The organism is Ancylobacter pratisalsi (genome assembly GCF_010669125.1).
Classification (GTDB): Bacteria; Pseudomonadota; Alphaproteobacteria; order Rhizobiales; family Xanthobacteraceae; genus Ancylobacter; species Ancylobacter pratisalsi.
Window position 1 is genome coordinate 2,940,249 of the sequence record NZ_CP048630.1, and the last position, 22,872, is coordinate 2,963,120.

Annotated in this window: 21 protein-coding genes and 1 pseudogene; 14 read left to right on the forward strand and 8 right to left on the reverse strand. The window is 65.0% G+C overall.

Annotated elements, in window-relative coordinates:
• Nucleotides 1–24: 24 nt before the first annotated feature.
• Entirely contained in the window at nucleotides 25–420 is a 396-nt protein-coding gene (locus tag G3A50_RS13715) for a tyrosine-type recombinase/integrase (RefSeq protein ID WP_246251682.1), read from the forward strand.
• A gap of 354 nt (nucleotides 421–774) precedes the next feature.
• The gene (locus G3A50_RS22990; protein WP_163075796.1) at nucleotides 775–1,062 is read left to right on the forward strand and encodes a helix-turn-helix domain-containing protein; all 288 of its coding nucleotides are present in this window, start codon (nucleotides 775–777) and stop codon (nucleotides 1,060–1,062) included.
• Between the two features lie 25 nt (nucleotides 1,063–1,087).
• On the opposite strand, the gene G3A50_RS13725 is transcribed toward G3A50_RS22990, so the two are convergent.
• Nucleotides 1,088–2,029, reverse strand: a complete 942-nt coding sequence (locus G3A50_RS13725; protein WP_163075797.1) for a LysR substrate-binding domain-containing protein — start codon at nucleotides 2,027–2,029, stop codon at nucleotides 1,088–1,090.
• 91 nt (nucleotides 2,030–2,120) lie between these two features.
• Between G3A50_RS13725 and G3A50_RS13730 the strand changes: the two genes are divergently transcribed.
• Nucleotides 2,121–3,308 carry an MFS transporter gene (locus tag G3A50_RS13730; RefSeq protein ID WP_210255314.1) on the forward strand — a complete coding sequence of 396 codons (1,188 nt, stop codon included), beginning with the start codon at nucleotides 2,121–2,123 and terminating at the stop codon, nucleotides 3,306–3,308.
• 51 nt (nucleotides 3,309–3,359) lie between these two features.
• A complete protein-coding gene (locus G3A50_RS13735) occupies nucleotides 3,360–3,785 on the forward strand; it encodes a GFA family protein (RefSeq protein WP_163075798.1) in 426 nt (141 codons plus the stop codon).
• Between the two features lie 95 nt (nucleotides 3,786–3,880).
• Here the strand turns inward: G3A50_RS13735 and G3A50_RS13740 are convergent, their stop codons facing one another.
• Nucleotides 3,881–4,777: a LysR family transcriptional regulator gene (locus G3A50_RS13740; protein ID WP_163075799.1), complete on the reverse strand. Its 897-nt coding sequence runs from the start codon at nucleotides 4,775–4,777 to the stop codon at nucleotides 3,881–3,883.
• A gap of 166 nt (nucleotides 4,778–4,943) precedes the next feature.
• On the opposite strand from G3A50_RS13740, the gene G3A50_RS13745 reads away from it, so the two are divergent.
• The gene (locus tag G3A50_RS13745) at nucleotides 4,944–5,699 is read left to right on the forward strand and encodes a YoaK family protein (protein WP_163075800.1); all 756 of its coding nucleotides are present in this window, start codon (nucleotides 4,944–4,946) and stop codon (nucleotides 5,697–5,699) included.
• 265 nt (nucleotides 5,700–5,964) lie between these two features.
• Here the strand turns inward: G3A50_RS13745 and G3A50_RS13750 are convergent, their stop codons facing one another.
• From G3A50_RS13750 to G3A50_RS13760, 3 genes are all read right to left on the reverse strand, one after another.
• On the reverse strand, nucleotides 5,965–7,506 hold the full coding sequence (locus G3A50_RS13750) for an efflux transporter outer membrane subunit (RefSeq protein ID WP_163075801.1): 1,542 nt from the start codon (nucleotides 7,504–7,506) through the stop codon (nucleotides 5,965–5,967).
• 70 nt (nucleotides 7,507–7,576) lie between these two features.
• Nucleotides 7,577–10,732, reverse strand: coding sequence for an efflux RND transporter permease subunit (locus tag G3A50_RS13755; RefSeq protein WP_163075802.1), 3,156 nt, complete (start codon nucleotides 10,730–10,732; stop codon nucleotides 7,577–7,579).
• Nucleotides 10,733–10,740: 8 nt separating this feature from the next.
• On the reverse strand, nucleotides 10,741–11,964 hold the full coding sequence (locus G3A50_RS13760) for an efflux RND transporter periplasmic adaptor subunit (RefSeq protein WP_425483408.1): 1,224 nt from the start codon (nucleotides 11,962–11,964) through the stop codon (nucleotides 10,741–10,743).
• A gap of 146 nt (nucleotides 11,965–12,110) precedes the next feature.
• On the opposite strand from G3A50_RS13760, the gene G3A50_RS13765 reads away from it, so the two are divergent.
• Entirely contained in the window at nucleotides 12,111–12,764 is a 654-nt protein-coding gene (locus G3A50_RS13765; RefSeq protein WP_246251684.1) for a TetR/AcrR family transcriptional regulator, read from the forward strand.
• Nucleotides 12,765–12,941: 177 nt separating this feature from the next.
• On the opposite strand, the gene G3A50_RS13770 is transcribed toward G3A50_RS13765, so the two are convergent.
• The gene (locus tag G3A50_RS13770; protein WP_163075804.1) at nucleotides 12,942–14,318 is read right to left on the reverse strand and encodes a hypothetical protein; all 1,377 of its coding nucleotides are present in this window, start codon (nucleotides 14,316–14,318) and stop codon (nucleotides 12,942–12,944) included.
• A gap of 19 nt (nucleotides 14,319–14,337) precedes the next feature.
• The gene (locus G3A50_RS13775; protein ID WP_163075805.1) at nucleotides 14,338–15,828 is read right to left on the reverse strand and encodes an ankyrin repeat domain-containing protein; all 1,491 of its coding nucleotides are present in this window, start codon (nucleotides 15,826–15,828) and stop codon (nucleotides 14,338–14,340) included.
• A 184-nt stretch (nucleotides 15,829–16,012) separates the two neighbouring features.
• On the opposite strand from G3A50_RS13775, the gene G3A50_RS13780 reads away from it, so the two are divergent.
• From G3A50_RS13780 to G3A50_RS23000, 3 genes and pseudogenes are all read left to right on the forward strand, one after another.
• Entirely contained in the window at nucleotides 16,013–16,162 is a 150-nt protein-coding gene (locus tag G3A50_RS13780) for a hypothetical protein (protein WP_163075806.1), read from the forward strand.
• 266 nt (nucleotides 16,163–16,428) lie between these two features.
• Complete coding sequence (locus tag G3A50_RS22995) at nucleotides 16,429–16,566, forward strand: transposase (protein WP_425483409.1); 138 nt, start codon at nucleotides 16,429–16,431, stop codon at nucleotides 16,564–16,566.
• A gap of 214 nt (nucleotides 16,567–16,780) precedes the next feature.
• Nucleotides 16,781–16,996: pseudogene (locus tag G3A50_RS23000) on the forward strand (IS3 family transposase); the annotation flags it as partial.
• A 33-nt stretch (nucleotides 16,997–17,029) separates the two neighbouring features.
• Here the strand turns inward: G3A50_RS23000 and G3A50_RS13790 are convergent.
• Nucleotides 17,030–17,779, reverse strand: a complete 750-nt coding sequence (locus G3A50_RS13790; RefSeq protein ID WP_246251687.1) for a TrmB family transcriptional regulator — start codon at nucleotides 17,777–17,779, stop codon at nucleotides 17,030–17,032.
• A gap of 267 nt (nucleotides 17,780–18,046) precedes the next feature.
• Here G3A50_RS13790 and G3A50_RS13795 point away from each other — a divergent pair, with 267 nt between their 5' ends.
• The 5 genes from G3A50_RS13795 to G3A50_RS13815 all read left to right on the forward strand — a co-directional run bounded on the left by G3A50_RS13795 (nucleotide 18,047) and on the right by G3A50_RS13815 (nucleotide 22,652).
• The gene (locus G3A50_RS13795) at nucleotides 18,047–18,880 is read left to right on the forward strand and encodes an ABC transporter permease (RefSeq protein WP_163075808.1); all 834 of its coding nucleotides are present in this window, start codon (nucleotides 18,047–18,049) and stop codon (nucleotides 18,878–18,880) included.
• Nucleotides 18,881–18,890: 10 nt separating this feature from the next.
• Nucleotides 18,891–19,739 carry an ABC transporter ATP-binding protein gene (locus G3A50_RS13800; RefSeq protein ID WP_163075809.1) on the forward strand — a complete coding sequence of 283 codons (849 nt, stop codon included), beginning with the start codon at nucleotides 18,891–18,893 and terminating at the stop codon, nucleotides 19,737–19,739.
• A 2-nt stretch (nucleotides 19,740–19,741) separates the two neighbouring features.
• Nucleotides 19,742–20,794 carry an ABC transporter substrate-binding protein gene (locus tag G3A50_RS13805; protein WP_163075810.1) on the forward strand — a complete coding sequence of 351 codons (1,053 nt, stop codon included), beginning with the start codon at nucleotides 19,742–19,744 and terminating at the stop codon, nucleotides 20,792–20,794.
• A gap of 242 nt (nucleotides 20,795–21,036) precedes the next feature.
• The gene (locus G3A50_RS13810; RefSeq protein ID WP_246252464.1) at nucleotides 21,037–21,669 is read left to right on the forward strand and encodes a flavin reductase family protein; all 633 of its coding nucleotides are present in this window, start codon (nucleotides 21,037–21,039) and stop codon (nucleotides 21,667–21,669) included.
• A 5-nt stretch (nucleotides 21,670–21,674) separates the two neighbouring features.
• Nucleotides 21,675–22,652: a carbon-nitrogen hydrolase family protein gene (locus tag G3A50_RS13815; protein WP_163075811.1), complete on the forward strand. Its 978-nt coding sequence runs from the start codon at nucleotides 21,675–21,677 to the stop codon at nucleotides 22,650–22,652.
• Nucleotides 22,653–22,872 lie beyond the last annotated feature (220 nt).

The window sequence follows — 22,872 nt, forward strand, 5'->3', positions numbered from 1 at the left end:
CGAAGCCCGTCGCTGTTAACTAGAGTGACGATCAATGGTGGCGGGCTTTGTTGCCAGCTTGCAGGCCAGTCAGGTGTATCCGCGCGAGCCTTGGACTTCCTGATCCTGACGGCTGCTCGCTCCGGCGAGGTCCGGGAAGTGCCGTGGGGTGAGTTGGATCTCATTGCAAAGGTATGGACTGTGCCCGCTGTCAAAATGAAAGCTGGCCGGAAACACCGTGTTCCTCTCTCATCGCGAGCTGTGCAGATCGTTGCGGAGATGGTGGAAAATCGATCGGAGGTTGTTGAGGGGAGCTATGTCTTCCCTGGCGCCAAGCATGGCAAACCTCTTTCAGTGATGGCGCTTGATATGCCGTTGCGCCGTTTGAAATCGAGCGACACCGTTCATGGCTTTCGATCATCCTTCCGCGATTGGGGGTAGGAGGCGACCGCATTCTCTCGCGAACTGATCGAGACCGCGTAGTCCCAGTTGTCCCATTGGCTCTGCACCCGGAATTCGAACAATGATCTCCCCTAAACGGACGCACCATATGTCTGAGAAGGGTCAATGGCGCCCGTGCCGCTTCGCGCGGGAAGCGGCCCTTAAGGCCCCTACACAAAGCAGACATTTTCAGAGCTTGGCGAAGCAGGCCACCACTCTGTGTCAAACGGCACGTAATATTGCCCCCGATCGGCGCCCAATATTGACCCCCTGATGAGCTGAGGCGGTCAGGAGGCGGCGCGGCGGAGCTGGTCGGGGTCGCGCAGCCGTGCCGGCTCCGTGTCGTAGGAGCGCGTGGCCAAGGAGTGGATAGAGGCCACCTTGCCCACCGGAACAAGTCTGTCCGAACTGGCCCAAGCCTGCGGTCTCGGCGTGAGCCGTTTCGCACGCGCCTTCCGAACCTCGACTGGCGTTACATCCTATGGTTGGCTCATCGCCCGACGGATCGAAAGGGCCGAAGATCTGCTCGGAGCTTCCCTATCGCTGGCGCACATTGCTCTGGCATGCGGCTTCGCCGACCAAAGTCACATGACGAGGATCTTCAAACGCGCAACCGGCCTGGCCCCCAGGACGATGATCTAGGGCGGCACCGCGCCAGGGGCGGTCGTTAGCGCTCCGCCGAGATGCGGCCATTGTGCGAGGCGGAGGTGCCGTCGAAGCCCTCGATCCACGCGCAGACCCGATCGCGGGCGGCGCGTAGGGGCGAGTCGCGTGGCGTGTAGGCGAAATAGCTGCGCGAGGGCAGCCAGATGTGCGGAAAGGGCGTCACCAGTCTGCCCGCGCGCAGGTCGTCCTCGATCAGTGTGGACGGCGCCATTGCCACGCCGAGCCCGTCCATGGCGGCCTGGATCGAGAGATAGAAGTGGTCCAGCATCAGCGTCGCCGCTGGTTCCAGAGAGCCGTGCCCGGCCTTCGCGAGCCAGTCGCGCCAGAGCCGCGGCATGCTCGCGACCTGCAGAAGTGTGTGTCGCGCGAGGTCCCCCACCTCGTCCAGCGGCTGGCGTTGCAGCAGCGCGGGGCTGCAGGCGGGCAGTCGTCTCTCCGGGAGCAGCAGGCGCGCCTCGAAGCCGTGGAAGGCGTCCGGCCCGCCGCGAATGATCAGGTCGTAGTCGCCGGCCAGCCCGTCAACCGGCTCGCTTCCGGTCGTCAGTTCGATGGTGATGTCGGGATGCGTCTCCCGCAGCCGGCCGAGCTTCGGCACCAGCCAGCGCAGGCTGAAGGTGGCGAGCGCATTGACCCTTACAACCACGGTGCCGCTGGCCTCCCGGCCGTGACGTGCCGCTGCCCCGGCGATGCGCTCGAGCGCCGGCTGGATGTCGGCGAGTAGCGCCCGGCCTTCGGCGGTGAGGACAACTCCGTGGCTCAGGCGGCGGAACAGCGCCGGCGGACCGAGCCACTCCTCCAGAAGCCGGATCTGCCGGCTGACCGCGCCATGCGTGACGCCGAGCTCCGCAGCGGCGTCCTTGAAGCTCGACCGACGCGCGGCCGCCTCGAACGCGCGGACGGCGTTCAGAGGCGGCAGAGGTCGGTGTTTCGAGGGGGCAATCATGTGAGTTTTTCTGACATCAAAAGGGCGAATTAGTCGTTTGCACCCCACATTCTAGCAGGCGCACAGTCGTGAGGTGATAAATTCATCCAGCATTACCTCCACCACCACATCGCCGGCGCAACCCTGTGCGCGCCCGACCCGCCGACGCACGCTGGCCCTTTCCGGACTCGCGCACGCGTTGCACGACGGATACACCGACGCCATCTACGTGCTGCTTCCGGTCTGGCGGGCCGAGTTCGGGCTCGACTATGTCGCGCTCGCGCTGCTGCGCGGTCTCTATGCCGGCGCCATGGCGGCGCTGCAGGTGCCCGCGAGCTGGCTCGCGGACCATGTCGGCGGACGGGCGGTGTTGATCCTCGGAACGGTGCTCGCGGCGGCCGGCTATGCGCTGGCCGGCTTCAGTGGCGGGGCGATGGGCCTGTATGCCGCGCTGCTCGTCTCGGGCGCCGGCTCCAGCGTCCAGCATCCGATCGCTTCCAGCGCGGTGTCGCGCGCCTATGGACCGGCGGCGCGCGGGCCGCTCGGCACCTATAATTTCACGGGCGACCTCGGCAAGGCCATCATTCCGGCCGCGCTGTCCCTCGGCCTGTCCATCGCGCCATGGCGGTCGTCGCTCTGGCTGCTGGCGCTCGCCGGCATCGTCGTCGCTGCGCTGCTCACCTTGTTCATGCCGAGGATCGACCCGGCGCCCCCGCCCTCCGCCTCGCTCCCCCGAACGTCGCGGCGCGGCGGTCGTGGCTTTCCGCTGCTGCTCTCCATCGGTGTGGTCGATACCGGGGTGCGCATGGGCTTCCTCACCTTCCTGCCGTTTCTGCTGCAGCTGAAAGGCGCGTCGCAACCGCTCATCGGGACGGCGCTCGCCCTCGTCTTCCTCGGCGGCGCGGCGGGCAAGCTGGCCTGCGGTTGGCTTGCACAGCGCTGGGGCATCGTCGGGGTCACATTGTGCACCGAGGGGGCCACGGCCCTTATGATCGCCTTCGCGGCGGTCCTTCCGCTGGCACCGCTACTGGTTCTCTTGCCGCTCCTGGGGCTAGCCTTGAACGGCACCTCCTCGGTGCTCTACGGCACCGTGCCGGAATTGGCGCCGGCTGACCGGACGGAGCGCGCCTTCGCTATCTTCTATACGGGCGTGATCGGCTCCGGGGCGTTGTCGCCGCTGTTGTTTGGCGTGGTAGGCGATCAGGCCGGCCCTGTCGTCGCGACGCTGGGCACCGCAGCCGCGGCGCTCATCACTCTGCCGCTCGCCCTTGCCCTCGGGCCACGGCTGACAAGGCGGTGAGCGGCGTGCCTATACATGCTTGCGCCACGTGAGAATTCGACAAGGAACGACATGGCAAGAGATGCGAATGCCCGGACTGGCGGGTGCCATTGTGGGGCCGTGCGCTTCGAGGTGGCGCTAAGCGATGGCTTCAACTCGATCCGACGCTGCACCTGCTCCTATTGCCGCATGCGCGGGGCTGTCGTCGTGATGGCTGAAATGGGCGGGATCCGGATCCTCGAGGGCGAGGAGATGCTGACGACCTACCGCTTCCATAGTGGAGCCGCCCGGCACTTCTTCTGTTCGCGCTGCGGGATTTACACCCACCATCAGCGCCGCTCCGACCAGCAGCTGTACGCGGTCAACGTCGCCTGCCTCAACGGCGTAAGCCCGTTCGATTTCCTCGAAGTTCCCGTCATGGATGGGGTCAATCATACGAGCGACACCGGAAAGCCGACGCGCCGAGCCGGCATCCTGTGTTTCATTCCGGCGAGCTGAGGCCACCGTCGACGTTGCGTGGGTGCCTCGGGGCGGGGAGCGAAGCGGCGCCCTGCGCGAGCCGGCGGCCAGCATGCGCCTTCTCTCCTTCAGGCTTATTCCTTGCCGATGCGGGGCCAGTGCATGGCGACGTGATCGACGAATCTGCTCAATTTTGGTGAGGCCATGCGCGCGTGCTGGAACAGCAACTGTACGGGCGTCGGCTCGCGCTGGAAGGCGCCGAGCAGCGCTTGCAGACGGCCGGCGCGCAGATCGTCCGCGACATACCAGGATGGCGCTCGCGTGATGCCAAGTCCCTCGCGCGCGCTCGCCACCGCCACGTCCAGATCGTTGACCGACAAGCGCCCGTTGAGGCGGACGATCCGGCTGCGTCCATCGACATGGAAACGCCAGTTCACCGGTCCCGGACTTTCGGAAAATGTCAGGCAATCATGCGCCTTTAGATCCTCGGGCCGGGACGGCGCATCCCGCCTGGCGAGGTAATCGGGTGAAGCACAGACAATGAGGTCGATCTCGTCGAGTTTGCGCACCAGCAGCTCGGAATCCGGCAGGTGCCCGATCCGTACTGAAAGGTCGATTTCCTCCTCGATCAGGTTTACCGCGCGATCGAGCAAGACAAGGTCGATCGACATGGAGGGGTATCGGGCGAGAAAATCAGCTACCAGCGGCGCCAGTATCCGGCGCCCGATGAGTGTCGGGGCGCTGACGCGTAGCCGCCCGACAGGCTCGCTTCGGGTGGAGGCGACAGCCAGATCCAGTTCCCGTAGATCGCCCAGGATCGCCTTCGACCGCGCATAGAAGAGCCGCCCCTGTTCGGTAAGAGCGAGGCTGCGCGTCGTTCGCCGGAGCAATTGCACCCCCAGCTCGGTCTCCATCGCGGCGATGCTCCGGCTGACCGCGGTGACGGATTTCGAGGTCTCACGCGCGGCGGCCGACAGGCTGCCGGCCTCCACCGCCCGTACAAGCAGTGCCATGGCTTCCAGGCGGTCCATCTTCGCTTTCCCAAAAATCGCAAAAGTGCTTGCTGTTGGCTCAGGATACTCCCGATCCGCGCAACTTCTACAATCGCCGCCACTCGCCTCAGCCTCGCTCCAAGAGCGACGGCCGGACCGCCATGAGAATGAGGGCAGTGTCGTGCATCGCATGCGAACCGAATTGATGTCGCCGACAGGGCGCAAGGGCGGCGTTAAGAGCGCGTCATCGCGTCTGTCCGCCGCCGTGCGTGAGCGCGACGTGCTGACCGGTGTGTCGATGGCCTTCGTCGGCGGTTTCGTCGATGCCGCCGGCTTCATGGCGCTGGCCGGCCTGTTCACCTCGCACGTCACCGGCAATTTCGTGCTGATCGGCGAGCAGCTTGCCACCGGCACCGGCGGTGTCATCGCCAAATTGGTCGCGCTGCCGATCTTCGTGCTCTCGGTGGGCAGTGCCCGGCTCGTCGCGCTGGCGATGGAGCGACGGAAGATTGCGCCGATGCGGCCGCTTCTGCTCATGGAAGCGTTGCTGCTCTCGGCTTTCCTGCTGGCCGGCATGGTATTGTCGCCGCTGCGCCTGCCGGATTCCATCGAAGCGATCTTCACCGGCATGTTCGCTGTCACGGCCATGGGGGTGCAGAACGCGATCGGCCGCTTGTCGATCGCTCATCTCGCGACCACCACGGTGATGACCGTGAACGTCGCGCAGGCGACGATCGACGCCCTCGACATCTGGCTCGGCACCGCGGCGGATCAAGGCAAGCCGGCCAGGGCGCGGCTGTGGCGTATGGCTCCGGCAATCGGCAGCTTCGCCGTCGGCGCGCTCGCTGGTGCCTTCGGCTTCGCACTCTTCGCCTTCGCCTGCGTCGCGGTGCCGATCGTGGCGCTATTGGCTCTGTTCGCGCTGCTCGGGACGCAGGCTGCCGGCAACATGCCCGGCTGAAAGCGCACCCCGTGAAGCGCGCTTGCCGTTCTCACATCGCAGCGCGGGAAAGTCGAGTTCGGCTCCGCGACGAAGGTAATAGGGGAGGGCCTACCACCCGCTGAGGCACTATTTTCTTCCGAACTGTTGGCGAGGAGCTGCTGCGCAGAAGTTCGAAGCCCGTTGGGGTGAGGTCAGTTGGGCGCCACGTGCGGGCATCGGACCTTTCACGGAAACCCGACCTTGGAGCGGCGCCCGATATCGGGCGCACGCGAAGGCTCGGTTCCTAGTTCTGCTCCGATGCCGCGAACTCCTGCGCCCAGTTCGCTCTCACGAAGCGTGGGCCCATCTGGTCGTGGACTTCCGGCGCTTGCGTGTCGACGGCACCCGACCAGCCGCCTCCCAGCGCCTTGTTCAGGGCTATGTAGTCGCTGGTGATCGCCACGCGGCTCTGGAGTTGCGCGTCTTCGGCCGAATAGAGCGAGCGCTCGGCGTCCAGCACATCGAGGAAACTGCTGCTGCCGCTCTGATACAGCGTGCGGGCAAGCGAGGCGGCCTGCCGGTAGGACTTCGCCGAGGCCGCCAGACTGCGATTGCGGCGCTGCTCCTGCCTGAGCGCGACGCTGGCGTTCTCGACATCCTGCAGCGCCGTCAGAACCGTCGAGCGATAGGCGATGAAATACTCGTCGCGTTCGGCCTGCGCGTACTGGACCGCCGCCTCCAATTGTCCGGCATTGAAGATCGGCACGCTGACACTCGGGCCGAAGCTCCAGCTGATGGACGAATTCTTGCCCAGGTCCCCCACCTTTGTCGCCGAGGTTGAGACCTCGCCGACGAGGCTCACATCGGGATAGCGCGCTGCCTCGGCCTGGCCGATCTTCGCCGTGTATTGTGCCAGCTGGCGTTCGGCGAGGCGGACATCGGGGCGCGACAGCAGAACGTCGGCCGGTACGCCCTGCGGCACGGCCCGGCGGGGCGAGGGGATGGGCGCACTGCGCTTCATGGTCTCGTTGAGCGAAGCCGGCGGGCGACCGAGCAGGATGGCGAGCTGGTGCACCGACTGCTGATAGGCGGATTCGAGCTGGGGGATGTCGGCTTCCGTGCTCTGCGCCTGTCCTTCGGCATTGGCGACGTCGACGGCCGAGGCCGAGCCGGCCTCCAGCTTGTTGCGTGTCAGCGCCGCGGTCTCGTGCTGGGAGGCGGCGGTCCGGCGGGCCAGCGCCGCGCGGGCCTGATAGCCGCGGGCTTCGACATAATTGGTCGTGACGTCGCCGATCAGCACGAGCAGGGTGTTGCGCAGGCTTTCCTCCGCGCCGTCGAGCCCGTAGGTCGCGGCTTCGGCCGCGCGGCGGTTCTCACCGAACAGGTCCAGCTCCCAGCTTGCACTCAGGCCGCCGTCGAATGAATCGAACGGGCCGGAGACGGTGACATCGCCGCTCTGCGCGGAGACGTTGCTGCCATTGTCGGCGCGGGTGTAGCTCGCATCGCCGGTGAGCACCGGCGACAGCGCCGCCAGCGCCTGGCGCCGTAACGCACGCGCCTGCCTCACCCGCGCCTTGGCCGTCGCCACGTCGAGATTGCCGGCCACCGCCGATTCGACGAGGCCGTTCAGCGTCTTGTCGTTCAGCTGCTCCCACCACCGGGCAAGGTCCGGCGGCAGGCTGGCGACATCGCCAGCCTTCGTGCTGATCGTCTTGCTGCTCCCCCACCCCGTGGGCATCTGCATGGCGGGTGCCTTGTAGTCGGGACCGACCGCGCATCCGCCGAGAAGACCGGCCAGCAGGACGAGCAGGACCCGTGGAAGTGCCCGTGGCGTGACGTGGGACATGTGATTTCCGGGAGCGCGAGGATGCCGAGCCGCGCCCGTCGGGCGATCGGCGGGAGATGTGGCGATGAGGTTACGAGGCATGGGCGTCGCCCGCTTCGTTGGCCGCCGGCGACGCTCCGCCGGGTGCGGCCGTTTTGCCGCGGAATACGCGGCGCACGGCGACGAACAGCAGCGGAATGAAGAATATGCCGAGCACGGTGGCGGCGATCATGCCTCCCATCACGCCGATGCCGATCGCATTCTGCGCGCCGGAGCCCGCACCGCTGGCGATCGCCAGCGGTGTCACGCCGAGGATGAAGGCGAAGGAGGTCATGAGGATCGGCCGGAGGCGCTGGCGCGCGGCGTCGAGCGTCGCCTCGACGAGCCCGCTTCCGTGCGCCTGCCGCTCGATCGCGAATTCGACGATCAGGATGGCGTTCTTGGCGGCAAGGCCGATGGTGGTGAGCAGGCCGACCTTGAAATAGACGTCGTTGGTCTGCCCGAACAGATGCGCGGCGGTGACGGCGCCGAAAACGCCGATCGGGACCGAGAGCATCACCGCAAAGGGGATCGACCAGCTTTCATAGAGAGCCGCGAGGCAGAGAAACGCCACCAGCACGGAGATCGCATAGAGCGCCGTGGCCTGATTGGTGGACAGCCGTTCCTGATTGGACAGGCCCGTCCATTCATGGCCGTAGCCCGCCGGCAGGGCCGCCACGATCTCGTCGATCGCCGCCATGGCATCGCCCGAACTGACGCCCGGCGCGGCCTGACCTTGAATCTCCAACGCCGAGACGCCGTTGAAGCGCTCCAGCCGAGGGGAGCCGTAGGTCCAACGCGTCGACGAGAATGACGAGAACGGCACCATCGCGCCGGCACTGTTGCGCACATGCCATTTCGCCAGATCGGCCGGCTGCATGCGGAACTCCGCCGCCGACTGCAGATAGACCTTCTTCACCCGTCCACGGTCGATGAAGTCGTTGACGTAGTCGCTGCCCCAGGCGGTCGAGAGCGTGTCGTTGACGTCGGCAAGCGAGACCCCGAGAGCGCTGGCCTTTTCCTGATCGATGTCGACCACGAATTGCGGCTCGTCCTCCTGCCCGTTCGGGCGGGTGTTGGCGAGCCGGGAATCGGCGCCGGCTTTGGCCAACAGTTGGTTGCGGGTGGCGATCAGCTTCTCGTGGCCGGCGCCGTTGATGTCTTGCAGATAGAAGCTGAACCCGTTGGTGTTGCCCATGCCCTGAATGGCTGGCGGGGCGAGCGCGAACACCATCGCGTCGTGGTAGTGCGAGAACGCACCCATCGCCCGTCCGGCCACGGCACTCGCCGTGAGATCCGCCGACTTTCGCTCGTCGAACGGCTTCATGCGCACGAAGGCGGTGCCGACATTCTGGCCCTGGCCGCCGAAGCCGAAGCCGGAGATGGTCATGACGCCTTCGACGGCCGCTTTCTCATCGTCGAGATAGTGGCGGGTGACCTGATCCAGCACGTTGCGCGTGCGATCCACGGTCGCCCCCACCGGCAGCTGGACGCTGGTGATCAGGATGCCCTGATCCTCCTGCGGCAGGAACGAGGAGGGGAGGCGCAGGAACATCCAGCCCATGCCCACCGCGATGATGACGAAGACGAGCAGTGCCCTCCCCGAACGCGCGATGATGCCGGCCGTGCCACGCCGATACGCGTCCGTTCCCCGCTCGAAGGCCCGATTGAAGGCGCCGAAAATGCCGCGCTGCCTGGCACCGTGCGCGGCCGGCTTGAGGATGGTGGCGCACAGCGCCGGAGTGAGGATCAGCGCGACCAGCACGGAAAGCACCATCGCGGACACGATGGTCACCGAGAACTGGCGATAGATGACGCCGACCGAACCACCGAAGAAGGCCATCGGCACGAACACCGCCGACAGCACCGTGGTGATGCCGATCAGCGCGCCGGTGATTTCGCCCATCGACCTACGGGTCGCCTCGCGCGCCGACAGGCCTTCTTCCTCCATGACGCGCTCGACATTCTCGACCACGACGATGGCGTCGTCGACCAGCAGGCCGATCGCCAGCACCATGGCGAACATGGTGAGCGTGTTGATCGAGTAGCCGAACAGCGCCAGCACGCCGAAGGTACCGAGCAGCACCACGGGCACGGCTATGGTGGGGATGAGGGTGGCGCGGATGTTCTGCAGGAACACGAACATCACCACGAAGACGAGTACGATGGCCTCGGCGAGGGTGCGGACCACCTCTTCGATCGACAGCACGACGAAGGGCGTCGTGTCGTAGGGATAGACAACCTCCATCCCCTCGGGAAAAGTCGCGGAAAGCCGCTGGATGGTCGATTTCACCGCCTCGGCGGTGCTGATCGCATTGGCACCCGTGGCGAGATTGATCGCGAGACCCGCCGCCGGCCTGCCGTTGTACATCGTGGACGAGGTGTAGCTTTCCGCGGCGAGTTCGACCGTGGCGACATCGTTCAGCCGCACCAGCGAGCCGTTCGTCGTGCTCTTCAGGATAATGTTGCGGAACTGCTCGACAGTCTGGAGCCGGCTGCGCGCCGTAACGCTGGCGTTGAGCTGCTGGCCACGCACCTGCGGCAGGCCACCAAGCTGACCCGCTGAGACCTGGGTGTTCTGAGCCTCGAGCGCGCTGGCGATATCGCCCGGCATCAGCTGGTACTTGGCGAGCTTGTCGGGGTCGAGCCAGATGCGCATCGCATAGCCCGAGCCGAACATCTGGGTCGAGCCGACGCCGTCCACGCGCCGCAGCGTGTCGTTCAGCGTCGAGTCGACATAGTCGGCGAGGTCGACCGACGACATCTTGCCGTCGGTCGAGGCGAAGCCGATCACCATGAGAAAGCCGTCGGAGGCCTTGTCGACCTCGATTCCCGACGTCTGCACGATCGTCGGCAATTGCGACGTCACGAGCTGCAGCTTGTTCTGCACCTGCATCTGCGCGACGTCGGGGTCAGCGGAGCTGGTGAAGGTAATCGTAATGCTCGCCTGTCCCGTCGAGGTCGAGGTCGCCGACATGTAGTCGAGATTGTCGATGCCGGTCATGCCCTGCTCGATGATCTTCGTCACCGAGTTCTCGACCGTCTGCGCATCCGCGCCGGGGTAGCTGGCGGTGATGCGCACCGTGGTCGGGGCAATCTGCGGATATTGCGCAATGGGAAGGGTGTAGAGCGCCAGCAGCCCGCCGAGCATGACGAGGATGGCGATCACCCAGGCAAAAACCGGGCGGTCGATGAAGAAGCGTGACATGGCCTGCCTCAGTTCCGCGTGCTGCCGGCACCGGCATTGCCGGCGGCAAGAACGTCACCGCCGCTTGACGGGGACGCCGATTGCTGGCCGCGCTCCCGGACTTCCCCGGTGGTATCGTCGATAATGACCTCGACGGTCGTCACGTCCTGGCCGCTGCGCACGAACTGGCTGCCTTCCACCACGACGCGGTCGCCATCGCCGATTCCGGCGTCGACCAGCCAGCTGTTACCCACGCTGCGGCCGACGGTGAGCACGCGCTGTTCGATCTTGCCCTCGGCATTCACCACCAGCGCCACCGGTTCGCCCTTGGTGTTGCGGGTTACGCCACGCTGGGGGACGAGATAGCTGTTGGGCGCGACGCCCTCCTCGACGATGGCGTGCACATACATGCCGGGCAGCAGCAGGCGCTCCGGATTGGGAAACTGCGCCCGCACCGAATAGGTTCCCGTCGTCTCGTCGACATAGGCTGAGGAGAATTCCAGCGTGCCCGCATGCGGGTAGGTCGTACCGTTGTCGAGCTTCAGCCGGACCGACACGTTCTCGCCGCTGATCTTGACGCGTCCCTCGCGGATCGCCTGGCGGAGGTCGAGCAGATTGGTGCTCGACTGGGTCACGTCGACATTGATGGGGTCGAGCGTGCGGATCGTGGTCAGCGCTGTGTCCTGGCTTGCTGTCACCAGTGCGCCGGGGGTAAGGGCCGATTTGTCGATCCGGCCGCCGATCGGCGCGGTGATCCTGGTGTAGTCGAGATTGATCCGCGCTGTGTCGACGCTTGCTCTCGCTGCCGCAACCTCCGCGCGCGCCTGCGCCAGCGAGGCGATGGCATCGTCATAGTCCTGCTTGCTTACGGCGTTCTGCTTGATCAGTCCGGTGTAGCGCTCGACCTTTGCCTCCGCACTCGGCACCGCCGCCTCGGCCTTCTGGAGGCTGGCGACAGAGCTGTCATAGGAGGCCTGATAGCTCGCCGGCTCGATCTGGTAGAGCGGATCGCCGGCGCTGACCTCGCCGCCCTCCTCGAAAAGCCGTTCCTTGATAAGGCCGCCGACCTGCGGCCGGACTTCGGCGATGAGCGAGGCCGAGGTGCGACCCGGCAATTCCGCCGTGATCGCCACCGATTGCGGGTGCACGGTGACAACGCTGACCTGCGTGCGCCCTTGCGCGCCCGGAACATTCAGGCCCGCATTGTCCTTCCCATCGCACCCCATCAGCGCCAGCGCGAGGAGAGCGGGCATTGAGAACTTGACCAAACGACTCCGGGGACGTGACATCGCAACCGATCTTATTTATGGTACCTATTAGTACCCATATTTCGTGAACGGCTGGATTGTCAATTGTGTTAGGTCAGCCACACTGGTCGTCGGCTGCGGGAAGCGTTGCTGTGTCATCCGAAGAAATGGAAGTTTCCACCGTCCCCCGTACGCGCGGGCGCCCCAAGCTGGCCCCTGACGCGGAGCGTCGGGACGAAATCGTCGCAACGGCGATGCAGATGTTCCGGCAGTCGGGCTATGCGCAGCTGACGACGGACGCAGTGGCGGCGCGATGCCACATCTCGAAGCGCACGCTCTATAAGCTTTTTCCCAGCAAGGCGGCCCTGATCACAGCGATCATCGACCAACATCGGCAGCTCATGCTCCGCCTGCCGGCCAATTATGACGATGTCCCGCTCGACCAGGCGCTGGACCTGATCTTCGGCAACGAGATCGACGACGAAGCTGACCGGGAGCGTTTTGCCTTCCTGCAATTGCTATTCGTCGAAGCGATCCGGCATCCGGAGCTCGAAGAGATCTCCGAGCCGCACGGCAAGGGCGTGGTGCTGCAGTTGCTCGCCGACTGGATCGCCCATGAATGCGCCCGCGGCCGTCTCAACGTGCCCGATCCACAGGACGCGGCGCGCATGCTGATGGATATGGTGGCGGGCTCGATCACGCCCAGCCGCGACGGACGGATTGCTTGGGTGGGTAGCGAAAGGCGCCGGGCCTATGTCCGCGAGTGCATCCGCCTGTTCCTGAGCGGGGCGCAAGTGGCTCGCTGACACCGCGCTCTTGCACGCCCTGTGACAGGTTTTCAGCGGATAATAAAAATATATAAGGCGATTATCTCATTTGTGCAAGTATAATCATTCAACATACTGTTAACAATAGAGATTGTTGTCAACAATTTCCGAAAAAATCATATTTGTTTCAAGGAAATAGTCTCCAAATATTACGTCTCATCTACAATATATATTTCTATGCGGCTGAGGGCATCCCCACGCTTCATCGGGATTCAAGATGTGGGTCCCGCTGGAGTTTTTTGAATAATGGCAGGTGAATTGGATGCGGTAGCCGCACATGTTGTGAAGGCGGTAGTTCGTCGGAGTAGTCCGCACCACTTCTGCGCAAGGGCCTGCGGCAACCCGTGGCCCGGACGGTCCACTACCACCGGGCCGTGCGGTCCCACTCGCGCGGCGACGCGCGTTCTCCGCTCTCCTGCGCTCGGCGGCAGCGGCGTCCTGTTGGCGTTGAAGGCTCGCCGGGCCCTGCTGGACCTGCGTGAGTGCCGCCATTCTCTGCTCGCGCAAGACAGACGCATCGAGCCCCGGCGAGCGGGCCACATCGGTGCCCGTCGTCACGACGCCGCCTTCGGATCCGGGAGCAGCCAGTGCCTCGCCCACATCCATCGACCAGAACGGCTCTGTCAGCGTACCGTTGGCGCGGTCCTCGGCGAGTTCGGTGAGGTATTGTGCGCGGCTACCCTCGACCGCGCTCTCGCCGCCAAAGGGTAGCTGGCCTTCCATCGCGGCGGTGCGCGCCGCCTGCTGGAACGGCTCGTCAATCTGCTGCCGTACCTGCTGGTCGAGGGGATAGGGCTTCTTGCGCGAATAAGGGCCGCTGGCCGGCGTGCTCGCATTGCGCTGCTGGTGCTCCGCCGCCTCGACCGCGGTGAGGCTCGCCTCCAGCATGGCGAGGGTCTGCTGCTGGACGGATTGCAGCACACGGGTGCCTTCGAGAGTGAAGGCATTGGACAGGTGGAGCGCGCCACCATGGGCGAGCACCGGGATGCCGGCGGCCTGCGCACCCGCCATACCGCCTATCATCGCCCCGCGCTGTGCCCGCGCGGCAGGGTCGAAGACCTTGGAGACACCGCCCGGCGTGACGGCCCGTGCGGACGCTCCCCGCATCAAGGCAGCCTGCTCTTCGCGCGCCTGCGCTTCCTGGCGCTGGCGTTCCTGCTCCCGCTGCTCGCGCTCCGCCTCGCGGAGCTGGTGCAGCCGCAGCCGCGCGAGGCAGGCGTCGCGGATCGCTCGCATGCGGTTGTCGAGTTCGCAGCGCTGCTGCTCCAGCGACGCGCAGTCGCGTGACCCGCCCCAGCCGCAGACCGGGACGCGGATCCAGTTCGCACCGCTCGCGGTCCGCAGGCAGCGCTGGATGCTGTTGCTGAGTTCGGCGCGCTGGCTCGAAAAGACGTAGTTGCCGGAATGGATGTTGCAGTCGGCGGCGGTGCGCGGGTCGTTATAGTCCGCGAGGGTCGGCGCGGTGGGGAGCGTCAGCAGCAGGACCGGGAGGACGAACCCTAGGCCGCCGGTCTTCACCTGTCTTTTCAGCATGAGGCGGTGCTCCCTCTGGCTAGGGTACGGCGGAAGGTTGGATCGGCTGGTTCTTCTGCGTAATTCGCAGCTTCTGGAATTCCTTGGATGGCGGCCCGGACGGCGTGCCATTCTCGGTGATGGACAGCGTTGTGCTGTCCCGCTCGCGGGTGACCGTGAGCGTGCGATCGAGAAACGGCACACGGAGCATCCGCCGGACGCGCGTGACATCGATCGTCTGGAGCAGCGCGGCCTCGAGATAATCGTCGCCGGGAAAGCGATAGGCGTAATAGAAAGCACCGGCGAAGCTATCCAGTGCCTTGTTGCGCATGTAACCGGCGGGCAGGGGGCCGTTGACCTCGCCGATCGCCAGCAGCGTCTCGGCATAGCCCGGCCCGGCATTCTCCTCGCTGGTCTGGCCGGTGCCCCGACGCGCGGCCTGTTCGCCCCGGTCGGCGAGCAGTTTCTCCAGCGGCGCGACATAGGCCAGCAGGGCGGCCAGCGTCTCCTCACCCGGTGCCCCGTCGATGGCGCCGCGATACAGGCCTGCGTCCCGCAGCACCTTCTGCGCCTTCATCCAGCCCTCGCGATCGGAGGCGATGCTGAAGGGCAGGTCATATTCCAGCGCCGGCAGGGAAGGCGGGGGATCCGCGCCGGGAAAATGAGCATCGATGAAGCGCGGGTCATAGCCGATGTTCCGGGCGATTTGCCGGTAGCGCTGGCGCTCATCATCGGTCAGTTCGCGCTGGAGCACGGACGCCTGCAGTGCCTTCAGTGTCGCCGCGACGCGCCCGGTGTCGCCGCCGCCCTCGCCAACCAGCGCGGCCTTGATTGCGTCCATCTTTCCGGCATCCGTGACGGCCGTGCGCGCCTTCTGCGACGGATCGGCGATGTCGCGCGCCAGGCGTTCGACGACGGCAGCATGTCCGCCCAAGGCGGCGAGCATGACGGCCGACCAGCCATTGGCCGCGCGCGCGTCGGTCGCCCCGCCCTGCGCGATTGCTCTGTCTACCGCCTCGATGTCGCCGAACTCGCTGGCGAGCAGCAGCAGGCGGTTGGCGGCGACCGGCGGCATGGGCGCCGCTGCCAGGGCAGGACCTTCGCCAAATCCTGAAAGGCCTGCCATCTTGGCAAGGGCCGCGGGTGACAGGCCATCCTCGGCCACGACATCAAGGCGCGCCCCGAGATCCTTCAGTGCGAGCGCGTTGTCGATGCGCCGCTCCTCCAGCGCGCGCATGATCGGCGTGTAACCTTGCGCGTCCTCGCGATCGATCTCACCGCCCATGTGATGCAGAAGCCGGAGCGTTTCGGGCGTCCCCATGCGTGCGGCGAGGGCTACCAGCTCTGGTCCCGAGGGACCGAGATCGGTCACGCGCAGCCCCCGCCGCGCAAAGGTGGCAAGTGCGGTCTCGTCATGGCCGCGAATGGCGAGCTGGATCGCGATCAGCTCCGGTCTGGGCGTATCGTCGGCGCGCGCGCACGTGCCCGGCATTGCCGACAGCATCGCCAGCGCGAAGAGTGTACGTCTCATTGGCGTTTCCCGTCATCGCGCCACCAATGTAATCGCACGAGCACAGCTGTCAGCCCCCGACATCGCGTTACGGCAACAGGGGTGGCGTGCGGGGCGTGTGATACGAGCGCGTCAGCCGATGCATACGGAAAGTACACGAATGGTCAGCACTATGGAGACGCTGCACAGTGACGGAGAGGAATGAATGACCGTTTCGCTTGCGCGTCTCTTTTGGATCGCGAAAGAACTTTGTGTTGTCGCCTGTCTCTACCTGACGCTCATGATGATTCCGGCGCTTTATCTTGTCGATGCGGTCTGGAATGGCGGCCGGCTCGTAAGCACCGTGTGGCCATGAGGGGCTGCTGAATAGGCGGCCAGTTCACTGTCGCTATACTTCTCCAGGTCCGAATAGATAGCGTCGAAACCAGGCGTGCCGCTGGATACACATCGGTTGTTTGGCATCGGCTTATGCCGTCGCATTCTTGGGGATGGCCAGAAGCTTCTCTTCACGTCAGTCCACCTCTGCGCGCGGATGTTCAGCGGGCCGCTCGCCCGACAACTGAACCGCCCCTAGATTCCTGGACGCCTTACTTCCCTAAATTTTGAGGCAAGGAGGCCCCGATGGGCAAAGCGAACTTCACCGAGGACTTCAAGCACGACGCGGTCCCTCAGATCATCGAGCGGAGCTATCCGGTTGCGGAGGTGGCGGCCCGGCTGGGTATCAGCAAGTACTCGCTCTATGAGTGGAGGAAACGGTAGGGCAAGCCTGCCGCCGTGGCCCGCGATGACGATCAGGCCGCCGTGGCCCGCCGGCTGAAGCGCGAGCTGCAGCGCGTGATGGAGGAGCGCGACGTCCTTAAAAAGCGGCCGCGTACTTCGCCAAGGATGCCAGGTGAAGTACACCTTCATCGCCGAGCATCGCCTGCTGTTCTCGATCCGCGCCATGTGTCGGTGCCTGCGTGTCCTGCCCAGCGGCAACTGCCATGACAACGCTGTGACCGAGAGCTTCTTCAACCTGCTCAAACGCGAACGCATCGGCCGAAAGCTCTACCGCACACGCGACGAGGCACGCGGGGACGTGTTCGATTACATCGAGATGTTCTACAGCCCCACCCGCAAGCACGCACGGAACGGAATGCTGTCGCCCATCGCGTTCGAACGGCGGCACAAAGCCAAAGCCGAGGGCGTCCAGAAAACGCGGGGGCGGCGCAGCTTGTCCAGCTCACAGCGCTTGTGGGGATGGGGTGCTAAGGCTCCACATTGCATCGAACATTGAAGCTTGGAAGGCGGCGAATTCGGCGCTGTCGATGATGAGGCCGTAACTCTCGCGGGCCGATGAGATTAAGCAAACTTTGTTGCCATAGATGATACAGGTCATCGCCAGCGTGTGCTCGTTCGGCGCGTAGCGCAACTCGCGCAGATGCTCTTGGCTCGACGGCCAGATGGGCACCACATCACGTTCAGCCGAGCGTATCACCTTGAGCCAGATGCCGCGACGCGCGCGCTCGGTCAGATAGCGCTCCATCTCCTCAAGGCCGGGCTCCGCCATCAGCTCCTTCATCGAGAGCGTGGCGCGCAGTACTTTCTCGTCGCCCGAGAGCGTGTCCCAAAGGGTGGTCCGGATCCCCTCGGCGCCGGGATGAAACTGGACATTGGGCTGCCCGCTTTCGTGGTGGTACATGGAGCGAAGTACCGGCATCACGTCTTCCAGCATCTGTCGCCGAGACTCCAGGCGCTCCAGCAGGATGCCGGGATCGCGCGCGACGACGAAGCGGCGCTTTCCCTGATCGACGAACTTGACCAGACCTTCCGCCTCCAGCTTCAGGAGTGCGTCATGGGCGGTGGTGCGCGCGAGTCCGGCGCGGGCCGCCACCTCTGTCACCGAGCCCCCACCGAGGCTGATTGCGGTCAGATAGAGCTTGTAGAGCGTGCCCGTAATGCCGATCCGAGCAAGCTTCTCCTCAAGATTCACGGGTGCCTCATTATCTGCTGCCAGCGGCGACAATGTCAGATTCGCGCCCTGTCGGCTATTATCGGAAAATGCCGACATATAAAATTATGTCAGACGAGAAATCTCTCAAAAAACAGGCCATTTGCCTATATATTATACACAAATGCATGATTTATGGCCATATTTTGCGTCTGAATCGATTGACGGAAAAGGCCGACAAATACACACTGCTCAGCATCGACGGTCACCTGCTGATTGCATTTCTGGCTGGGCAGATGAGGGAAAATCATGGACGTGAAAGCCAGCGCGGAGGCGCTTCCCGTCTCGACGAGCGGAAGCGGGCGGGTTGTGTTCGCAAAGCTGTTCCAGAGCCGCTCGGTTCGCGGTGGGCTGGGTCTGTTGGCCTTCTTTGCCATCTGGCAGGCGCTGACGGGGCTCGGCGTTGTTGACGGTTTCCTGCTGCCGTCTCCGATCGCGGTCGGAGAGGCGCTGTGGCACATGGCATTGGACGGCACGCTCTGGATCCACCTCGGCGCCAGCCTGCGCCGCGTGGCCGTGGGCTTCCTGCTTGCCTGCATCGTCGGGATCTTGCTTGGCCTGATCTGCGGCTGGTGGCGGCCGGTCGCCGACTTCATGCGCCCGGTGATCGAGGCGCTGCGCCCGATTCCGCCGCTGGCATGGATTCCGATCACTATCCTCTGGTTTGGGCTCGGTGATGCCTCGTCCTATTTCCTTGTCTTCCTTGGCGCGGTGTTTCCGGCGTTCGTGGCTACCTATACCGCCGTGCGCAGCCTCGACCGGAATCAGATGAACGCCGCTTTGTGCCTCGGGGCGACGCCATGGCAGTTGATGTGGGATGTCCTGATCCCGGCCTCGCTGCCGATCATCCTCCCGGGCCTGCGCATCGCGCTTGGCATCGGCTGGATGTGCGTGGTGACCGCCGAACTCATCGCCGCCCAGACCGGGCTCGGCTACCTGATCCAGCAGTCCCGCATGCTGTTCCAGATCAACAATGTCGTTGCCGGCATGGTGACGATCGGACTCGTCGGCTTCGCGATGTCCGCACTTCTCGAACGGGTCGAACGCCGGGTGAATGCCTGGGCTCCGTCCGAACGCAACTGAGGTGAATGCAATGATCTCTAGTCTTGCGATAACCCTCCCGGTCATCCCGGAACAGGCCGCCTCTGTCCCCGTGACGGCGACCTCCGATATCCAGATGGACATTCGCGATGTCCGCAAAGTCTATGGAGGGGATGCCGACAATTCGGTGGTCGCCCTTGACGGGGTGACGCTGCGGATCCGGCGCGGCGAGTTTATCTCGCTGCTGGGCCCCTCCGGGTGCGGCAAGTCCACCCTGCTCAACATCCTCGCCGGCTTCCAGCCCGTGTCGAGCGGCCAGATCCTGCAGAACGGCCGGACCATCACCAAGCCCGATCCCTCCCGGACCGTGGTGTTCCAGGACTATGCGCTGTTCGGTTGGATGACAGTCCAGCAAAATGTCGAGTTCGGCCTCAAGGCGAAGGGTATGCCCAGGAAGCAGCGCGCCGAGCTGGCGCGGTCGCTGATCAACATGGTCCGGCTTAACGGCTTCGAGGAAAAATACCCCCACCAGATTTCCGGCGGCATGAAGCAGCGCGCCGCTATTGCCCGCGCGCTGGCGCCCGATCCCGACATCCTGCTGATGGACGAGCCCTTCGGCGCGCTCGACGCGCAGACCCGCGTGCTGATGCAGGAGGAAATCGCCCGCATCTCGTCGGCGGCCGGCAAGACGGTGGTCTTCGTGACCCATGGCATCGACGAGGCTGTGTTCCTTGCCGATCGGGTCGTGGTGATGAGCCCGCGACCGGGCCGGGTGCGTCAAGAAGTGCATGTCCCGCTTCCTCGTCCCCGTACGGCGGAGATGCGGTCCGATCCATGGTTCGTCTCAACGGTCAACGACCTTTGGGAAACGCTGAAGCCCGAGTGGCAGAAAGGGGAATAATCGTGACCTCAAGGATTTCACGCCGCCGTTTCGGCCAACTGGCCGCAGGGCTCGCAGCATCGATACCGCTGGCGACGCCGTCGATCCTGAGCGCGCAGGGCGCCGATACCGTCCGCATGGGCTGGTTCAACACGACGACGGTCTCGGCGCAGATCGCCCATGTGTTGATGCGGACCGACATCGCCGCCCGCAACGGCTTGAGCATGGAGATGATCCAGCTTGCGGCCTCGCCCGCGATCACCGAGGCGCTGGTGTCCAACGCCTGCGATGTTGGCACCCTGTCCGATTTCGCTGCCGTGACGACGATGGCGATTGGCGCGCCGGTCATGACCGTGGCGTCGCAGGCCCGCTTCCGCTCGGCCATTCTCACCACCAAGAAATCCGGCATTACCGATCTCGCCGGGCTCAAGGGCAAGCAAGTTTACGGGACGTTCGGCATCACCGCTTTCCAGAACGCACAGGAAGCCGTGATCAAGGCGGGTCTCGTGCCCGGCAAGGACATCACCTTCGTGAATGTCGGGCCGGCGGAGATCGCCGACGCGGTCGGAGCGCAGCGCATCGACGCCTTCTTCACCTACGACCCGTTCGTCAGCTTCTTCGAGAATGCCGGCCTCGCGCAGGTGATCTCGGAAAATCCCACGCCGGTCATCGTGCTGTCGGTGAACAATAAATTCTTTCAGAACAAGCCGGACGTGCTCAAGCGCTTCCTGCTTGCGAATTCCCAGGCGCTGTTCTTCGCCAGCCAGAACCAGGATCTGGTCAATGGCTGGTTCCGCTCTCTGGAGCCCGCCAAGAACATCCCGCTTGAGGTTCTGCAAAAGGCGTCGAGCTACGACCCGGCCTGGAATGCCAAGAAATTCACCGATGTCCGCGTCGCTCTCTCTCCGGAGCAGATCGCGAAAATCGAACTGCTGGGTAAGTGGGGCGCTGAAGTGGAGCTGCTGCCGCGTGTGCCCGACGTGCCCAAATTCATCAACACCAGCATCGCCAGTGCTGTTGACGCCGAGGCCGCCGCGCAGGGCTTCGACCCGGCCACGGTGAAGATCCTCGGCTGATCGAGGCGGTCCTCCTCTCGGAAGAAATCGTCGGAAACAGAGCTCCGCCTCCGCAGGAGGGCAGGGGCGAGGAAAACCGCGCCCGGCGTCACAGAGATGCCGGGCGCGACAGGGGCACCATGGGCGCAACGGCAGACGATCTCCCCGACACGATGGCACGCACGGACGCCCCAAACACCGCCCGCGACGCCTTGTCGGAGCCAGCGGCGGGCCGGGCGACGGTGCATTTCGACTTCGCGGCGATGTCGGGCCCGGAGCGCTATCGCCTGCTGGCCTCGGCCGTGGTGCCTCGTCCCATCGCCTGGGTCGTGACCTGCACGCCGGACGGCACGGTGAACGCCGCACCCTATTCGTTCTTCAACATTTTCGGCGCGGACCGCCCCGTGCTCGCGCTCGGCATTCTCGCCCGTCCGGACATACCAAAGGACACCGCCACCAATATCCAGGCCACCGGCGAATTCGTGGTCAACCTCGTTCCCTTCGATCTGGCCGAAGCGATGAACATCACCTGCATCGATGCGCCGCCCGATGTGGACGAGGTCGAACTCGCCGGGCTGGTGACCGTGCCCAGCCATGCGGTTCGCCCGCCACGCATCGCGGCCTCGCCGGTCGGATTTGAATGCCGGGTGATGCATGTTCTGGAGACGGGCCCCGGCCAGCTTTTGGTGGTTGGGGAAATCCTCCACGCGCATTTCGCGCAGGATGTGTTGACCGGCCCCGCTGAGCACCCGCGCATCGATGTCCGCGCGCTCGATCTCATCGCGCGAATGCACGGGCCGTCCGCCTATCTGCGCAGCCGGGACATGTTCGACCTGCCTCGCCCCATCTGGGGGGAGACGCGGGCCCGGCACAGCCCCACAGAACAAAAGGAATGACCCGCATGCCCAAGATCAAGGTCGCCGCCGTGCAGGCGGCAACGGTTCCCTTCGATGCGGCCGCCGCCACGGCGCGCACCATCAAGCTGATCGCCGACGTCGCCGCGACGGGCGCGGCAGTGGCGGTGTTTCCTGAGGCGTTCATCGGCGGGTACCCCAAGGGGCTCGATTTCGGCTGCAGCATCGGCCGGCGGACGCCCGAGGGGCGGGTCGATTTCGCACGTTATGTCCGCGGCGCCATCACAGTTCCCGGCCCAGAAGTGGAGCAACTCGCAGCGGCCTGCGCGCAGCACAACATCTACGCCGTGATCGGCGTGATCGAGCGCGACGGTGGAACGCTCTACTGCACGGCACTCTATTTCGGACCCGAGGGACTGCTCGGCCTGCATCGGAAGGTCATGCCCACCGGCTCGGAGCGGCTGGTCTGGGGGTTTGGCGACGGTTCGAGTCTGACGGTCGTCGACACGCCGTTCGGCAAGCTCGGCGGCGCGATCTGTTGGGAGCACTACATGCCGTTGATGCGCGCGGCCTATTACGCCAAGGGCGTGCAGATCTGGGCGGCGCCGACCGCCGATGACCGCGAGAGCTGGGTCGCCACGATGCGCCATGTCGCGATGGAAGGGCGCTGCTTTGTCATCGGGGCCTGCCAGGTGATGCGGCGCTCGGATTTCCCGGAGGACTATGCCAGCCGCATCGAGGCCGGTCCGGACGAATGGATGATGCACGGCCGTTCGGTTATCGTTGGGCCGCTCGGTGAGGTGCTGGCGGGTCCGCTGGTAGACGAGGAGGGAATCCTTACCGCCGACATCGACATTGATGATCTGGTCGGCGCCAAACTGGACTTCGATCCGGTAGGCCATTACGCGCGACCCGACCTATTTCGCCTGACCGTCGATGAAAGCCCACGCCTGCCGGTGTCCACGCTGAGGGATCCTGTCGTCGTAGCCGCCCCGGTGCGCGACAGCTCCGGCATCGGGGGGTGAAAGGGACCTTGAGTTCCCCCACTTGCCTGTAGGCCGAGCAAGAGGGGCCATTGCGGCAGCGATCCTGATGGTGCCCGTTTCAACGCCGTCGGACAGGGTCGCAACGCCAAGCATGCATGAGGTCCGAACTGGCCCCTTCAATGGGCGCAGGTCACGCCATCTATGGCAGCGAGGGCGTTCTCGAGAGTGGCGACGGTCGGGCCTTCAGTCCATGTGGTTC

Excerpts from the sequence above, each read along its gene's own strand:
- G3A50_RS13725 (WP_163075797.1), bottom strand. The coding sequence starts at position 2,029 with ATGATTGCCCCCTCGAAACACCGACCTCTGCCGCCTCTGAACGCCGTC.
- G3A50_RS13735 (WP_163075798.1), top strand. The coding sequence starts at position 3,360 with ATGGCAAGAGATGCGAATGCCCGGACTGGCGGGTGCCATTGTGGGGCC.
- G3A50_RS13740 (WP_163075799.1), bottom strand. The coding sequence starts at position 4,777 with ATGGACCGCCTGGAAGCCATGGCACTGCTTGTACGGGCGGTGGAGGCC.
- G3A50_RS13745 (WP_163075800.1), top strand. The coding sequence starts at position 4,944 with ATGTCGCCGACAGGGCGCAAGGGCGGCGTTAAGAGCGCGTCATCGCGT.
- G3A50_RS13750 (WP_163075801.1), bottom strand. The coding sequence starts at position 7,506 with ATGTCCCACGTCACGCCACGGGCACTTCCACGGGTCCTGCTCGTCCTG.
- G3A50_RS13755 (WP_163075802.1), bottom strand. The coding sequence starts at position 10,732 with ATGTCACGCTTCTTCATCGACCGCCCGGTTTTTGCCTGGGTGATCGCC.
- G3A50_RS13760 (WP_425483408.1), bottom strand. The coding sequence starts at position 11,964 with ATGCCCGCTCTCCTCGCGCTGGCGCTGATGGGGTGCGATGGGAAGGAC.
- G3A50_RS13770 (WP_163075804.1), bottom strand. The coding sequence starts at position 14,318 with ATGCTGAAAAGACAGGTGAAGACCGGCGGCCTAGGGTTCGTCCTCCCG.
- G3A50_RS13775 (WP_163075805.1), bottom strand. The coding sequence starts at position 15,828 with ATGAGACGTACACTCTTCGCGCTGGCGATGCTGTCGGCAATGCCGGGC.
- G3A50_RS13780 (WP_163075806.1), top strand. The coding sequence starts at position 16,013 with ATGACCGTTTCGCTTGCGCGTCTCTTTTGGATCGCGAAAGAACTTTGT.
- G3A50_RS22995 (WP_425483409.1), top strand. The coding sequence starts at position 16,429 with ATGGGCAAAGCGAACTTCACCGAGGACTTCAAGCACGACGCGGTCCCT.
- G3A50_RS13795 (WP_163075808.1), top strand. The coding sequence starts at position 18,047 with ATGGACGTGAAAGCCAGCGCGGAGGCGCTTCCCGTCTCGACGAGCGGA.
- G3A50_RS13800 (WP_163075809.1), top strand. The coding sequence starts at position 18,891 with ATGATCTCTAGTCTTGCGATAACCCTCCCGGTCATCCCGGAACAGGCC.
- G3A50_RS13810 (WP_246252464.1), top strand. The coding sequence starts at position 21,037 with ATGTCGGGCCCGGAGCGCTATCGCCTGCTGGCCTCGGCCGTGGTGCCT.
- G3A50_RS13815 (WP_163075811.1), top strand. The coding sequence starts at position 21,675 with ATGCCCAAGATCAAGGTCGCCGCCGTGCAGGCGGCAACGGTTCCCTTC.